Genomic DNA, 13465 nt, shown 5'->3' on the forward strand with positions numbered 1-13465 from the left:
TAATTTATCTGCCTTCATACTAAATCAGTGCTACAATCTTTCCACATAAATCTTAATTTAAGGAACATACATGTCTAAACCAACTATTATTTGGTCAAAAATCGATGAAGCTCCGGCTTTGGCAACCTATTCACTTCTCCCGATCGTAAGCAAATTTACGAATGCCGCAGGTGTTGATGTGAAAACAAGCGATATCTCACTTGCAGGAAGAGTGATCGCTACAATGTCTGAGTATCTGAATGATGATCAGAAAATGGAAAATGAGTTGGCAAAACTGGGGGAACTGGTACAGAAACCGGAAGCAAACATTATAAAGCTTCCGAATATTTCAGCGTCAATTCCACAGCTCAAAGAGTGTATTGCAGAACTTCAGGAGCAGGGTTATACACTCCCTGATTTTCCTGAAGCACCTCAGACCGCTGAAGAAAAAGCAGTAAGAGAAAAGTATGCAACATGTCTCGGTTCTGCCGTAAACCCTGTCCTTAGAGAAGGAAACTCCGACAGACGTGCTGCTTCCGCAGTGAAAAAATTCGCACAGGAACATCCCCATAAGCTCAGACCATTCTCGGAAAACTCAAAAACCTATGTAGCACATATGGATCATGGCGATTTTTACGGGAATGAAAAGTCTGTCATTATGGAAGGTGCACAAAAAGTCAAGATCGAACTTAACGGTAAACTTCTTGCAGAGATTGATGCCCTGGACAAAGAAATCCTTGATGCAACATTCATGTCCGCTAAAGCACTTAGAGCATTCCTTGCAAAATCTATCGAAGATGCAAAAGCAAACGGTGTGCTCTGGTCGATTCACCTCAAGGCGACCATGATGAAAGTATCGGATCCTATCATGTTCGGTCATGCGGTAGAAGTATTCTTCAAAGACGTATTTGAAAAGTATGCCGATGAGTTTGAAAAGCTTGGTGTCAATCCAAATCTCGGTCTTGGTGATCTTGAGAAAAAACTTGAGAACTCCGATAAAAAGGATGAAATCATGGCTGCCCTGAAAGCTGTAGTAGAGCAGGGTAACCCCAACATTGCAATGGTTGATTCCGACAACAGTATTACGAATCTTCATGCATCCAATGATATCATCATCGATGCTTCCATGCCGGTAGTGATAAGAGACGGCGGTAAAATGTGGAACAAAGACGGCAATACGGAAGAGTGTGTTGCGGTTATCCCTGACAGATGTTACGCTACTTTTTATAAAGAGTGTGTAGACGACTGTGTGAAGAACGGTCAGTTTGATGTCACAACCATGGGAAGTGTGTCAAATGTCGGTCTGATGGCACAAAAAGCAGAAGAATACGGTTCTCACCCGACAACATTTGAAATTGCTGAAGCAGGAACGGTAGAAGTCGTGGATGCAAACGGCAATGTGTTGATGAGCAATAATGTAGAAGCCGGAGATATCTGGAGAATGTCACGTGCAAAAGACATTCCGATCAAAGACTGGGTAAGACTGGCGGTTGAAAGAGCAAAACTGACAGGCGACCCGGCAATTTTCTGGCTGGACGAGAATAGAGCACATGATGCAAATATGATCAAAAAAGTGAATACATATCTGAATGAACATGATACGACCGGTCTGGATATCAAGATTATGGATCCTCAGGCTGCGATGGCATATACGCTTGAGAGAGTAAGAGCAGGCAAAGATACGATTTCGGTGACAGGAAATGTATTGAGAGATTATCTGACTGATCTTTTCCCTATTTTGGAACTTGGCACTTCTGCCAAAATGCTTTCGATCGTTCCACTGCTTGCTGGCGGCGGTCTGTTTGAAACAGGTGCGGGCGGTTCTGCGCCTAAGCACGTAGACCAGTTCCTCGCAGAGGGACACCTCAGATGGGATTCCCTCGGTGAATTCCTTGCCCTGGCAGAATCACTCAGAATGGAATACCGGAAGTCTGAAGACAGCAAGATCGGTGCATTGACCGAAGCACTTGACAAAGCGAACCAGGGCTACCTTGACAACAACAAAGCACCGTCAAGAAAAGCGGGAGAGCCTGACAATAAAGCATCACATTACTATGTGGCACTTTACTGGGCAGAAGCACTTGAAACACAGACAGCAGACAGTGAACTGGCTGCAAAATTCACTCCTGTGGCAGATGCACTCAGAAAGAATGAAGAGAAGATCCTTGCCGAACTGCTTGCGGCTGAAGGTTCTGCAAAAGATATCGGTGGTTACTACCATCCAAATCATGCCAAGGCAGAAGCGGCTATGCGACCGTCTGAAACACTCAATAGTATCATTGACGCTATTTAACAGACAAAGAAGCAAAATCAGAGCGGTCTGATATTACTTATCGATACAGGTAAGTACTTCGCACAGGGCAATATGTCCCTGTGTAACACTTTTATAATAATTTTCCAGTATTATTATACGTAAACATGGGGTTTTACGCTTCACAGGCATTGCAAAACATTATTGATAATGATCCAAGTTATGAATTATGTTTTGTTTGAAGATAGTTCCATGATTCTCATATTAAAGGAAATCAATGGCAAAAGGAAAAAAAGTAACGGTAATCGGAACGGGTAATTTCGGTTCGACGGTCGCATTCATCCTGGCAATGAACGGTTCATGCCATCATGTTGTGCTTCGCGGCAGAAACTATGATGTAGCCAAAGGCAAATCGCTTGACATGTCCCAGGCTGCCAATGCAGCAAGACAGCACACTATTGTAAAGGCCGCCAAAGGCCCTGAAGATATGGCGGGTTCCGATGTGGTCATCATTACTGCGGGAGCACCCAGAACACCGGGTATGAGCAGAGACGATCTTCTCTTTAAAAATGCAGAGATCGTCAAGTGCTATGCCCGGGAAATCAAAGAATTTGCTCCCGATTCGATCGTGATCGTGGTTTCCAATCCTCTGGATGTGATGACTTACGTGGCACTGAAAGAGACCGGCTTCCCGAGAGAACGTGTTCTTGGGATGGCAGGTATTCTCGATGCAGCGAGAATGGCACATTTTATTTATGAAAAACTTGAATACGGTGCAGGACAGATCCGTGCAACAGTCATGGGAGGGCATGGAGATACGATGGTGCCGCTTCCGAAGTTTACCACAGTCGCAGGTGTGCCTATTGAAGACCTTCTGGATTCTGAAGAAATTGGTGAAATTGTAAGAAAGACAAGAAACGGCGGTGCAGAAATTGTCAATCTTCTCGGCGACGGGTCTGCTTATTATGCGCCTGCAAAATCAACGACGGTAATGGTGGAAGCGATCTTGAAAGATACCAATCAGATCCATTCCTGTGCAGTGATGCTGAAAGATGACTATGGGTATTCGGATATTGTTTCCGGTGTACCTGTGATGATAGGTGCCGGGGGTGCAGAACAGGTGATCAATATGACACTCAAACCGCTTCAGCAGACGCGTTTCAAGAATTCTGTTGCTTCAGTGAGAGAGATGGTAGACACCCTTTACAAGGCAAATTTTTTTGATGATGAGAAATAGATAGATGCACAGACGAAAAGTAGGGATAATCGGTGCCGGGGCTGTAGGTGCTACGGCAGCATACAGCTTAAGTATGATGGGAACGTGCAATGAAATCGTTCTTTTTGATATTGCAGAAGGGGTGGCAAAAGGCAAAGCGATCGATATCGCACAGTCGAGCCACTATGCCCCCAACAGTACAATCATCACTGCGGCAGAGAATCCGGCTGATGTTAATGAGTGTGATATCGTGGTCATTACGGCAGGTGTGCCCCGCAAAGGGGAGATGACACGTGAAGATCTGCTGATGATCAATGCCAAGATCATGAAATCTGTAGTCGAAGATGTGATGAAATATTCACCTGAAGCAGTGATCATCTGTGTTTCCAATCCGCTTGATGTAATGACCTATGTGATCCACAAAATGACAGGATGGGAACGCAGCCGCATCATTGGTTTGGCAGGTGCACTTGACGGTGCAAGAATGGCATACCAGATCTACAACAGACTTGGGTACGGTGCAGGACAGATAGGAACACTGGTGATAGGGGACCATGGCCAGAATATGATCCCGCTTCCCCAAAAAGTACAGGTAGGAGATGTTCCGGTTGATGAGCTTTTGAACCGGGAAGAGATGGCTGAGATCGTTGAGCGTACACGGACAGGCGGTGCTGAAATCGTCAAATACCTTGGTACTTCAGGCTACTATGCACCGGGACGCGCCATTGCCTATATGGTGGAAGCACTGTTAAACGACAGTAAGATCGTTGTCTCTTCTTCCGTTCTGCTTCAAGGTGAATATGGCTATAATGACATAAGCGTGGGTGTACCGGTGATCTTGGGAAAGAACGGTGCAGAGAAAATCATTGAGATAGAACTCGATGAGGAAACGCAGGCAAAATTCAAGATTTCGGTAGAGGGTATTCGGGAAGGAATCAATATACTGAAATCAAATCAATTTTTTGAATAAGGAGAAAGTAAAAAATGCAATACAGAATAGAAAAAGACACAATGGGTGAAATGCAGGTTCCTGCAGATAAATACTGGGCTGCACAGACACAGCGTTCTGTACAGAATTTTCAGATCGGGATCGAGAAAATGCCGCTTGAAGTGGTTTATGGCTTTGCAAACCTGAAAAAAGCATGCGCTCTGGTCAACAATGAGCTTGGACGTTTGGATGATGCCAAAACAAAAGCCATCACTGAAGCCTGTGATATTGTGCTTTCCGGAGAACTTGACGACAACTTTCCTTTGGTGGTATGGCAGACCGGCTCAGGGACACAGTCAAATATGAATATGAATGAAGTCGTAGCCAACAAAGCGACAGAGCTTATGGGTGCTGATTTTACCAAAGAGCATCTGGTACATCCCAATGACGATGTCAACAAAGGACAAAGCTCCAACGATACCTATCCGACAGGTATGCGTATTGCCGAAGTGGTTGCCGTAACGGACAATCTCATTCCTGCGCTCAAACAGCTTAAAGGAACGCTCGAAGCAAAATCTGAAGCATTTGCAGATATTGTAAAGATCGGACGTACACACCTTCAGGATGCGACACCCCTGACACTCGGCCAGGAGATCAGCGGTTATGTTGCGATGCTCGAAACGAACCTCAAACAGATAGAAGATGCTCTGGTATACTGCAGACAGCTTGCTATCGGAGGTACGGCTGTAGGAACAGGATTGAATTCGCATCCTGAGTTTTCCCAAAAAGTTTCGGCGAAACTTAACAGTTTCATGGCAGAAAATTACGGATTTGTTTCTCAGCCGAACAAATTCCATGCATTGACCGGACATGATGCAGAAGTGGTACTTTCCGGTGCATTAAAGGCACTCGCAGCCAACCTGATGAAAATAGCCAATGATGTTCGCTGGCTTGCTTCGGGACCACGCTGCGGCCTTGGTGAGATCGAGATCCCTGCGAATGAACCGGGCTCATCCATTATGCCCGGAAAAGTAAATCCGACACAGGCCGAAGCGATCACTATGGTAGCAGTGCAGGTGATGGGTAACGATGCCGCTGTAGGTATTGCGGCTTCTCAGGGTAACTTTGAACTGAACGTGTTCAAACCGGTCATTGCATATAATATTCTTCAGTCAGTCAGACTGCTGGCTGACTCAATGAGAAGTTTCGATGTCAATTGTGCCGTAGGTATCCAGCCGATCGAAGAGAATATTGAGAAATTCCTAAACGATTCGTTGATGCTTGTTACAGCGCTCAACCCGTATATCGGGTATGAGAATGCAGCCAAAATCGCTAAAACAGCACATGCCAACGGTACAACGCTCAAAGAAGAAGCAGTTGCACTCGGTTTTCTTACGCCTGAGGAATTCGACCGTTATGTACAGCCACAGGATATGATCGCTCCTAAGGCTTAAAAGCCAATGCAAGTGAGGCACTAAATGCCGAATCGTATAAGGCTTAAAAGCCAATGCAAGTGAGGCACTAAATGCCGAATCGCATAAGGCTTAAGTTCTATATACTTTACAAAAGGTAGCATTTCGCTGCCTTTTTTCCATTTTTTCTCTTCAAACTGTGTAAAAATTTAACACTTTTCTAAAATCACCTCTCATAATAATTCAATTAATAAAATATTATCACTAATGGGCGTATAATAAAGGAACTTATTGTAAAAAAAGGAGACTATGTGAACGTACATGAATATCAGGCAAAACAGATCTTTGCTGAATATGGTGTTCCCACACCAAAAGGTATAATGGCTGAAACTGTTGATGCAGCTGTTGAGGCAGCAAAAGAACTGGGTGGACCTATCTGGGTCGTGAAAGCCCAGATTCATGCAGGAGGACGTGGGCTTGGCGGTGGTGTCAAGCTTGCAAAATCACTGGATGAAGTAAGAGAATTGGCAGATGAAATCCTTGGGATGACACTGGTAACGCATCAGACAGGCCCTGAAGGAAAGCTGGTTCAGAAACTGTATATTGAAGACGGTGCGGATATCAAAGATGAGTTCTACCTTTCTGTCATTCTGGACAGAAAACTGGAAATGCCTTTGATCATGGCGTCTACGGAAGGCGGAATGAACATTGAGGATGTGGCGGAAAAAACACCGGAAAAGATCATTACCGTTCCTGTAGACCCGACGATCGGTTTCCAGGGATTCCACGGGCGTGAACTGGCATTCGGTCTTGGTATCACTGACAAGGGTGAACAGAAAAATATTATTACCTTTGCACAAAAACTGTATAAACTCTATATGGATAAAGATGCAGAGATGATCGAGATCAACCCGCTTGTAAGAACGGGTTCAGGTGAATTCCTGGCGCTTGACGGAAAAATGGGCTTTGACAACTCTGCACTCTACAGACAGCCGGAAATTGCAGCTATGAGAGATTTGAGTGAAGAAGACCCTGATGAAGTTGAAGCAGCGAAGTACGGTCTTTCCTATGTAGCACTTGACGGTGAGATCGGCTGTATGGTAAACGGTGCCGGCCTTGCTATGGGTACTATGGATACGATCAACCACATGGGCGGAACACCTGCGAATTTCCTTGATGTAGGTGGTTCGGCAAATGCTGAAACTGTCTCCAAAGGCTTTGAGATCATTCTGAAAAACCCCAATGTCAAAGCGATCTTTGTCAATATTTTTGGTGGTATCGTACGTTGTGACCGTATTGCAAACGGTATTATTGAAGCAACAAAGATCACGGATGTCAATGTCCCGGTTGTGGTACGTCTTGACGGAACGAATGCGCCAGAGGCAGCAGAAATTCTTAAAAATGCGCATATTGCAAACCTGATCGTAGCGGATGATCTGGGTGACGGCGCTGCAAAAGCAGTCGCTGCGGCGAAAGGAGAGATATAAATGTCAATTTTGGTAAATAAAGATACAAAAGTAATCGTTCAGGGCTTTACAGGTAAAGAAGGTTCTTTCCATGCGGAACAGTGCATTGACTACGGTACGAATATCGTAGGCGGTGTTACACCCAATAAAGGCGGCCAGGTACATTTGGGCAAGCCGGTATTCAATACGGTTGCAGAAGCGGTTGCTTCGACAGGTGCTACAGTTTCCATGATCTTTGTTCCTCCTGCATTTGTAGGTGATGCTGTAATGGAAGCGGCAGAAGCGGGGATTGAGCTTGCGGTCATCATTACAGAAGGTGCTCCGGTGAAAGATATGCAGGCGGCTAAAGCCTATGCGACAAAACACGGTATGAAGACCATTGGACCAAACTGTCCGGGTATTATTACAGCGGAAGAATGCAAGATAGGGATCATGCCGGGTATGATCTTTAAAAAAGGAAATGTCGGACTTATCTCCAAGTCCGGAACTTTGACCTATGAAGGTGCAAACCAGGTTTGTAATGTAGGGTATGGTATTACTACAGCTGTAGGTATTGGCGGGGATCCGATCATAGGACTTTCCTATAAGCAGATCCTTCCCATGTTTGAAGCGGACCCCGATACTGAGTGTATCGTAATGATCGGTGAGATCGGCGGGGATCTTGAAATTCAGGCGGCAAAACTGATCAAAGAGCAGATCACCAAGCCGGTGGTTGCCTTTATTGCAGGGCAGACCGCGCCAAAAGGTAAAACAATGGGGCATGCCGGTGCGATCGTATCGGGAAGTGCAGGTACGGCAAAAGAAAAGATGGAAGCACTGGAGGCGGCTGGTGTAAAAGTGGTTGTTTCTCCGGCTGAGATCGGCAAAGCTGTCAAAGAAGTATTGTCAAAATAATATTCGCCTTCAGTCTCTTTCCGGGGTTCCTGCCCCGGTCTTCTCTTCTTATTCCCAATTATTATAAATTTTTCTAAATATTACGCTTTTTGGGTTGCTTCAAATGGTAACAACCCCTCTTATACTCCACATAATTACCACTTATTTATAGTTACATTATTAAAACTAAGCTATCCTAATTTTAGTGAATAGTAAATCTCACTTAATATTTCAAAAATAAAAAGGGGAAAATATGGCAGCAATGGTAGCTCCGGAAAATACTCCGGTATGGGTTAATACCGATAGATGTAAAGCCTGTGATATCTGTGTGGATTCATGTCCTGCAGGTGTCCTCTCAATGAAACAGGAACCAACTTCAATTTTAGGTGCAATGATCAGTATCGTCGCACCTGAGTCGTGTATAGGATGTAACGAGTGCGAGCTTGTTTGTCCGGATTTCGCAATTTATGTAGCAGAGAGAAAAGAGTTTAAATTTGCAAAATTGACTGATGCATCCAAAGCAAGACAGGAAGCAATTATTAATAATGGGTGGAGATTGCCCGCAGATTATAAGGAGGCTAACTAATGTCAGCAACAAGAGAAGTAATATCCAGTGGAAATGAACTGTCAGCAATGGCAGCAGTAGATGCCGGGTGTATGTTTTTTGCCGGATATCCACTGACACCCTCAAGTGAGGTTATGCATGTCAGTTCTGATTTACTGCCCAAAAAAGGCGGTACAGCAATTCAAATGGAAGATGAAATCGCAGGTATTTGTGCAGCAATAGGTGCAAGTATGAGCGGTATAAGAGCATTTACTGCTACTTCGGGACCAGGTATATCGCTTAAAGCGGAAAACCTTGGACTCGCTCAAATGGCTGAAGTTCCTTTGGTTGTGATTAACGTTATGAGAGGGGGGCCTTCAACAGGTCTTCCTACCCGTGTATCCCAGGGGGATGTCGCTCAGGCAAAGAATCCAAGTCATGGTGACTACAAATCAATTACATTATGCGCGGGTAACCTGGAAGAGTGTTATACTGAAACAGTAAGAGCATTTAACCTGGCAGACAGATTTATGCAGCCTATTATTGTATTGCTGGATGAAACACTTGGCCATATGCATGCCAAAGCAGTTATTCCTACCGTAGAAGCAGTAGAGGCAGACATCAAACTGAGAAAAACATTTGACGGACCGGCAGAAGAATACAAGCCCTATGGTGTGGCACAGGATGAACCGGCAGTGCTCAATCCGATGTTTACCGGATACCGATACCACTTTACCGGATTGCATCATGATGCATCAGGTTTCCCGACTGAAGAAATAGAAACATGTAGAAAACTGATCGACAGACTGTTTAGAAAAGTGGAAGAACATGAAGATGAACTGGAAAGCTATGAAGAGTATATGCTTGACGATGCAGATATTCTTCTTATTGGTTACGGTTCGGCATCACTTGCTATCAGAGAAGCAGTAAATGTGCTTAGAGAACAGGGTGTGAAAGCCGGTATGTTCAGACCTATTACATTATGGCCGAGTCCGGAAGCAAAAATGCATGAATTGGGACAAAAGTTTGATAAAGTCCTTTCTGTTGAATTGAATATGGGTCAATATCTTGAAGAGATCCAAAGATCCATGGGAAGACTCGATATAGAAAAATTGGTAAAAGTTAATGGCCGCCCATTCTCGCCAGCGGATATTATAGAAAAAGTTAAGGAGGTATTTTAGTCATGGCATTTAATTACGATCAGTATTTAAGAACTGAAAAAATGCCAACACTGTGGTGTTGGGGATGTGGTGATGGTGTTATACTTAAATCATTTATCAGAGCGGTAGATAAACTAGGTATTGACAAAGATGAAATGTGCGTTGTATCTGGAATCGGCTGTTCAGGAAGATTCTCTTCTTATGTCGATTTCAATACGGTACACACTACCCACGGTAGAACGGTAGCATATGCAACGGGTATCAAACTGGCCAATCCGGACAAATATGTTGTGTGTGTTGCCGGTGACGGTGATGCCCTGGCGATCGGGGGTAACCATACGATACATGGTTGCAGAAGAAACATTGATATTACTATGATTATTATTCAAAACTTTATTTATGGTCTGACCAACTCACAAACAAGTCCAACTACCCCAAGAGGTATGTGGACCGTTTCTCAGAAGGCAGGTAATATTGACCCTACATTCGATGGTTGTGAACTTGCTATTGCCGCAGGCGCTTCATTTGTTGGTAGAGAAAATGTTACAGCACCTAAGAAACTCGAAAAACTTTTCGTAGAAGCACTCAAACACAAAGGTTTTGCGTATGTAGAAGCACTTTCCAACTGCCATATCAACCTTGGTAGAAAAAATAAAATGGCAAATGCCATGGAAAACCTTGACTGGATCGACAGTATCACTATTTCTAAAAAGAAATATGATACATTAAGTCCGGAAGAGCAGCTTAACCTACTTCCTACAGGTATCTTGAAACAAGACACCGAAGCAGATGAGTATTGTGATATGTATAAAGAAATTCAAGAAGTTCATCAAGGTCTAAGAGGTAAAATAACCCAAGATGACTTTAAGAAAAAGATATAAGGAGCCAGACTATGAGTAGAATAGTAATGAGATTTACCGGTGTCGGTGGTCAGGGTGTTCTTCTCGCCGGTGAGATCTTTGCAGCTGCAAAGATCAAAGCAGGCGGGTATGGAGTCAAAACGGCAACATATACCTCACAGGTACGTGGAGGTCCAACGGTTGTCGATATTCAATTGGATGACAAAGAGATATTTTATCCCTATGCTATAGACGGACAGGTAGACTTTATGCTTTCAGTTGCAGAAGCAAGTTATAAACTTTTTAAAAACGGTGTTAAAGAAGGCGGAACGATCGTAGTTGAGCCAAATCTGGTTCACCCGACAGAAGAAGATAGAAAAAAATGGAATATTGTTGAAATACCTATTATTACCATCGCTAAAGAAGAAGTGGGGAATGTGATTACACAATCAGTGGTCGCACTTGCCATTGCGAACACATTTACACAGGCATTGGATGAGCAGATACTTATCGATACAATGCTTTCTAAAGTACCTAAAAAGGTACACGAGCTGAACCTAAAAGCCTATGAGTTAGGAAAAAAATACGCACTCGAAGCAATGAAGTAATCTTTCTTCTTGTTTCACTGCACCTGCGAGGGAGTTCGTTCGGTCATGTACTGACGTACACTCCCTCGCGACAACCCTCACATCTAGAGCAAACCAAGAAGAAATATTTACTTCATTTTTTGTGGTGTTTTTAGAATGCTTCTTTCCTTTCTTGCAACCTCAAAATCCACATAAAATCAAGAAGAAATCTTTATTTCATTTTTGCAACTAACAATTACTTCTCTCTAACCTTCCTCTTTTTACAGTATAATCATTCTAAAAAAGTATGAATCATGAATTACCAGGCTATATTGGACGAAATCTACGATGAAGTGCAGCCTGAACTGCACAAAGGGAAAGTGGCTGACTATATTCCTGCTTTGGCAGAGGTGGGGAAAGGCCAGTTTGCTATGACGGTGACGTTGGATAATGGACAAGTGTTTTCCGTAGGTGACAGCGGTAAACAGTTTTCGATTCAGAGTATTTCCAAAGTTTTTACCTTTACACTGGCACTTGATGTTTATTCCCGTGAACTCTACAAAAGAGTAGGAGTGGAACCGTCAGGAAATCCTTTCAACTCTCTGGTGCAGCTCGAATATGAGAACGGCATTCCCCGAAATCCTTTTATTAACGCCGGGGCTATTGCCATTACGGATGCTTTGATAAGCTATTACAGAGACGAATATATGACACTGGAAGTGATCATGAATTTTGTAAGGGAAATATCGAATAATCCCAAGCTTTCCTTTGATCCTCTTGTTGCAAATTCCGAAATGGAGCATGGTGACAGAAATCTGGCATTGGCAAGGCTGATGAAAAGTTTCGGAAATTTTGAGAATGATGTACTGGGAACAGTATTTACCTATTTTAAACACTGTTCCATTACCATGAATACGGAAGAACTTTCACGTGCTATGTTGTTCCTGGCATTTGGAGGTACCGATCCTGTTTCCCAAAAACAATTTATTACCCCTTCCCAAACCAAACGTATCAATGCTGTAATGCTTACCTGTGGACATTATGATGCCAGTGGTGAATTCGCTTATCATGTGGGGCTGCCTGCCAAAAGTGGAGTAGGAGGCGGTATAGCGGCTATCGTACCGGGGAAGATGTCTATTGCCGTATGGTCCCCGGCATTGAACAGATATGGTAATTCCCATGCAGGGACACTGGCATTGGAAAAATTTACAACAAAGACGGGATTGTCTATTTTTTAGTGATAAAATATGCTATAATCCGCTCAAGGTGTAACAGGTAGTTGCTGGTGACATGTATGTCACGAGAGGAAAGTCCGGGCTGCAAGTGAGACAGGACTCCATCTAACGGATGGCCAGAGTAATCTGAGGGCAAGTGCAACAGAAAGTAAACCGCCGGACCTCGGTCCGGTAAGGGTGAAAGGGTGGGGCAAGAGCCCACCGGTGAGCGTGGTAACACGCTCAGCCAGGTAAACCCTGTCCGCAGCAAGAAGTATATGGTACAAGTCTCACAAGCCGTTCAATCGGCACTCATACTTCGCTCGAGCCTGTTGGCAACAACAGGCCTAGATAAATAACTACCCAATGACAGAACCCGGCTTATCGTTGCACCTGGCTAATATACGAGGTCTTTTGAGCTTAATTAGTCTCTTAATAGTTTGTTATCTATAACATATTTTCCCAATAATCGTATTGTATTACAACTAATATTATGATAAAATGGTATTACATTACCATAGAGGTGGATTGAATCTCCTTCGGGAATAATTCCCCGACCCTTGGGTCGTAACCATGTGATATAATGTGATGGATGAAAGAAAAAGACCAACATATATACAAAAGCCATAATAAGATACTGTTATTGTACCACTTGGTATTTTTCCTGCAAAATATCGAAAGAAAGTTTTTGATGAGGCAGTAGATATTATCCTGATAGATGTATGTCTGGAGATCAGTGATCGATATGAAATAGATTTTATAGAAATAGGGAATGATTTGGATCATGTACATTTTCTTGTGCAAAGTGTGCCAACACTTTCAGTCACAAGAATTGTGACCATCATCAAAAGTATCACCGCAAGGGAGATCTTTGCCAAACATAAAGAAGTTGAAGAAATATTGTGGGGTGGAAATTTGCGGACAAGTGGTTTTTATGCAAGATACAGTTGAACTGTACAGTAATCAAGATGTGATCAAAAAGTATATTCAAAATCAGGGAAAAGATATGGAGTATAC

Annotated in this window: 11 protein-coding genes, 1 other RNA gene and 1 pseudogene; all 13 read left to right on the plus strand. The window is 43.5% G+C overall.

Annotated features, from left to right (window positions below):
* Positions 1-70 precede the first annotated feature (70 nt).
* Positions 71-2272 carry an NADP-dependent isocitrate dehydrogenase gene (locus F8L24_RS06645; protein ID WP_294953491.1) on the plus strand — a complete coding sequence of 734 codons (2202 nt, stop codon included), beginning with the start codon at positions 71-73 and terminating at the stop codon, positions 2270-2272.
* A gap of 235 nt (positions 2273-2507) precedes the next feature.
* A complete protein-coding gene (locus F8L24_RS06650) occupies positions 2508-3467 on the plus strand; it encodes a malate dehydrogenase (RefSeq protein ID WP_294953494.1) in 960 nt (319 codons plus the stop codon).
* 4 nt (positions 3468-3471) lie between these two features.
* Positions 3472-4416: a malate dehydrogenase gene (locus tag F8L24_RS06655; RefSeq protein ID WP_294953497.1), complete on the plus strand. Its 945-nt coding sequence runs from the start codon at positions 3472-3474 to the stop codon at positions 4414-4416.
* A gap of 14 nt (positions 4417-4430) precedes the next feature.
* The gene (fumC, locus tag F8L24_RS06660; RefSeq protein ID WP_294953500.1) at positions 4431-5828 is read left to right on the plus strand and encodes a class II fumarate hydratase; all 1398 of its coding nucleotides are present in this window, start codon (positions 4431-4433) and stop codon (positions 5826-5828) included.
* Positions 5829-6097: 269 nt separating this feature from the next.
* Positions 6098-7273: an ADP-forming succinate--CoA ligase subunit beta gene (sucC, locus tag F8L24_RS06665; protein ID WP_294953502.1), complete on the plus strand. Its 1176-nt coding sequence runs from the start codon at positions 6098-6100 to the stop codon at positions 7271-7273.
* On the plus strand, positions 7274-8146 hold the full coding sequence (sucD, locus tag F8L24_RS06670; RefSeq protein ID WP_294953505.1) for a succinate--CoA ligase subunit alpha: 873 nt from the start codon (positions 7274-7276) through the stop codon (positions 8144-8146). It abuts the gene before it with no gap.
* A 232-nt stretch (positions 8147-8378) separates the two neighbouring features.
* Positions 8379-8711, plus strand: coding sequence for a 4Fe-4S dicluster domain-containing protein (locus F8L24_RS06675; RefSeq protein WP_294953508.1), 333 nt, complete (start codon positions 8379-8381; stop codon positions 8709-8711).
* Positions 8711-9850 carry a 2-oxoglutarate synthase subunit alpha gene (locus tag F8L24_RS06680; RefSeq protein ID WP_294953511.1) on the plus strand — a complete coding sequence of 380 codons (1140 nt, stop codon included), beginning with the start codon at positions 8711-8713 and terminating at the stop codon, positions 9848-9850. The genes F8L24_RS06675 and F8L24_RS06680 overlap by 1 nt, the downstream gene beginning before the upstream one ends.
* Before the next feature lie 2 nt (positions 9851-9852).
* Positions 9853-10710: a 2-oxoglutarate ferredoxin oxidoreductase subunit beta gene (locus F8L24_RS06685; protein ID WP_294953514.1), complete on the plus strand. Its 858-nt coding sequence runs from the start codon at positions 9853-9855 to the stop codon at positions 10708-10710.
* Between the two features lie 11 nt (positions 10711-10721).
* On the plus strand, positions 10722-11276 hold the full coding sequence (locus F8L24_RS06690; RefSeq protein WP_294953517.1) for a 2-oxoacid:acceptor oxidoreductase family protein: 555 nt from the start codon (positions 10722-10724) through the stop codon (positions 11274-11276).
* A 272-nt stretch (positions 11277-11548) separates the two neighbouring features.
* Positions 11549-12472: a glutaminase gene (locus tag F8L24_RS06695; protein WP_294953520.1), complete on the plus strand. Its 924-nt coding sequence runs from the start codon at positions 11549-11551 to the stop codon at positions 12470-12472.
* A gap of 25 nt (positions 12473-12497) precedes the next feature.
* An RNA gene (gene rnpB, locus F8L24_RS06700) (RNase P RNA component class A) lies at positions 12498-12848 on the plus strand.
* Between the two features lie 192 nt (positions 12849-13040).
* A pseudogene (gene tnpA, locus F8L24_RS06705) lies at positions 13041-13465 on the plus strand (IS200/IS605 family transposase); the annotation flags it as partial.

Source organism: Sulfurovum sp., from assembly GCF_015493435.1.
GTDB lineage: Bacteria > Campylobacterota > Campylobacteria > Campylobacterales > Sulfurovaceae > Sulfurovum.

What these genes read in the sequence shown, in the direction of transcription:
- F8L24_RS06645 (WP_294953491.1), top strand. Translation starts at nt 71, where the DNA reads ATGTCTAAACCAACTATTATTTGGTCAAAAATCGATGAAGCTCCGGCT.
- F8L24_RS06650 (WP_294953494.1), top strand. Translation starts at nt 2,508, where the DNA reads ATGGCAAAAGGAAAAAAAGTAACGGTAATCGGAACGGGTAATTTCGGT.
- F8L24_RS06655 (WP_294953497.1), top strand. Translation starts at nt 3,472, where the DNA reads ATGCACAGACGAAAAGTAGGGATAATCGGTGCCGGGGCTGTAGGTGCT.
- fumC (WP_294953500.1), top strand. Translation starts at nt 4,431, where the DNA reads ATGCAATACAGAATAGAAAAAGACACAATGGGTGAAATGCAGGTTCCT.
- sucD (WP_294953505.1), top strand. Translation starts at nt 7,274, where the DNA reads ATGTCAATTTTGGTAAATAAAGATACAAAAGTAATCGTTCAGGGCTTT.
- F8L24_RS06675 (WP_294953508.1), top strand. Translation starts at nt 8,379, where the DNA reads ATGGCAGCAATGGTAGCTCCGGAAAATACTCCGGTATGGGTTAATACC.
- F8L24_RS06680 (WP_294953511.1), top strand. Translation starts at nt 8,711, where the DNA reads ATGTCAGCAACAAGAGAAGTAATATCCAGTGGAAATGAACTGTCAGCA.
- F8L24_RS06685 (WP_294953514.1), top strand. Translation starts at nt 9,853, where the DNA reads ATGGCATTTAATTACGATCAGTATTTAAGAACTGAAAAAATGCCAACA.
- F8L24_RS06690 (WP_294953517.1), top strand. Translation starts at nt 10,722, where the DNA reads ATGAGTAGAATAGTAATGAGATTTACCGGTGTCGGTGGTCAGGGTGTT.
- F8L24_RS06695 (WP_294953520.1), top strand. Translation starts at nt 11,549, where the DNA reads ATGAATTACCAGGCTATATTGGACGAAATCTACGATGAAGTGCAGCCT.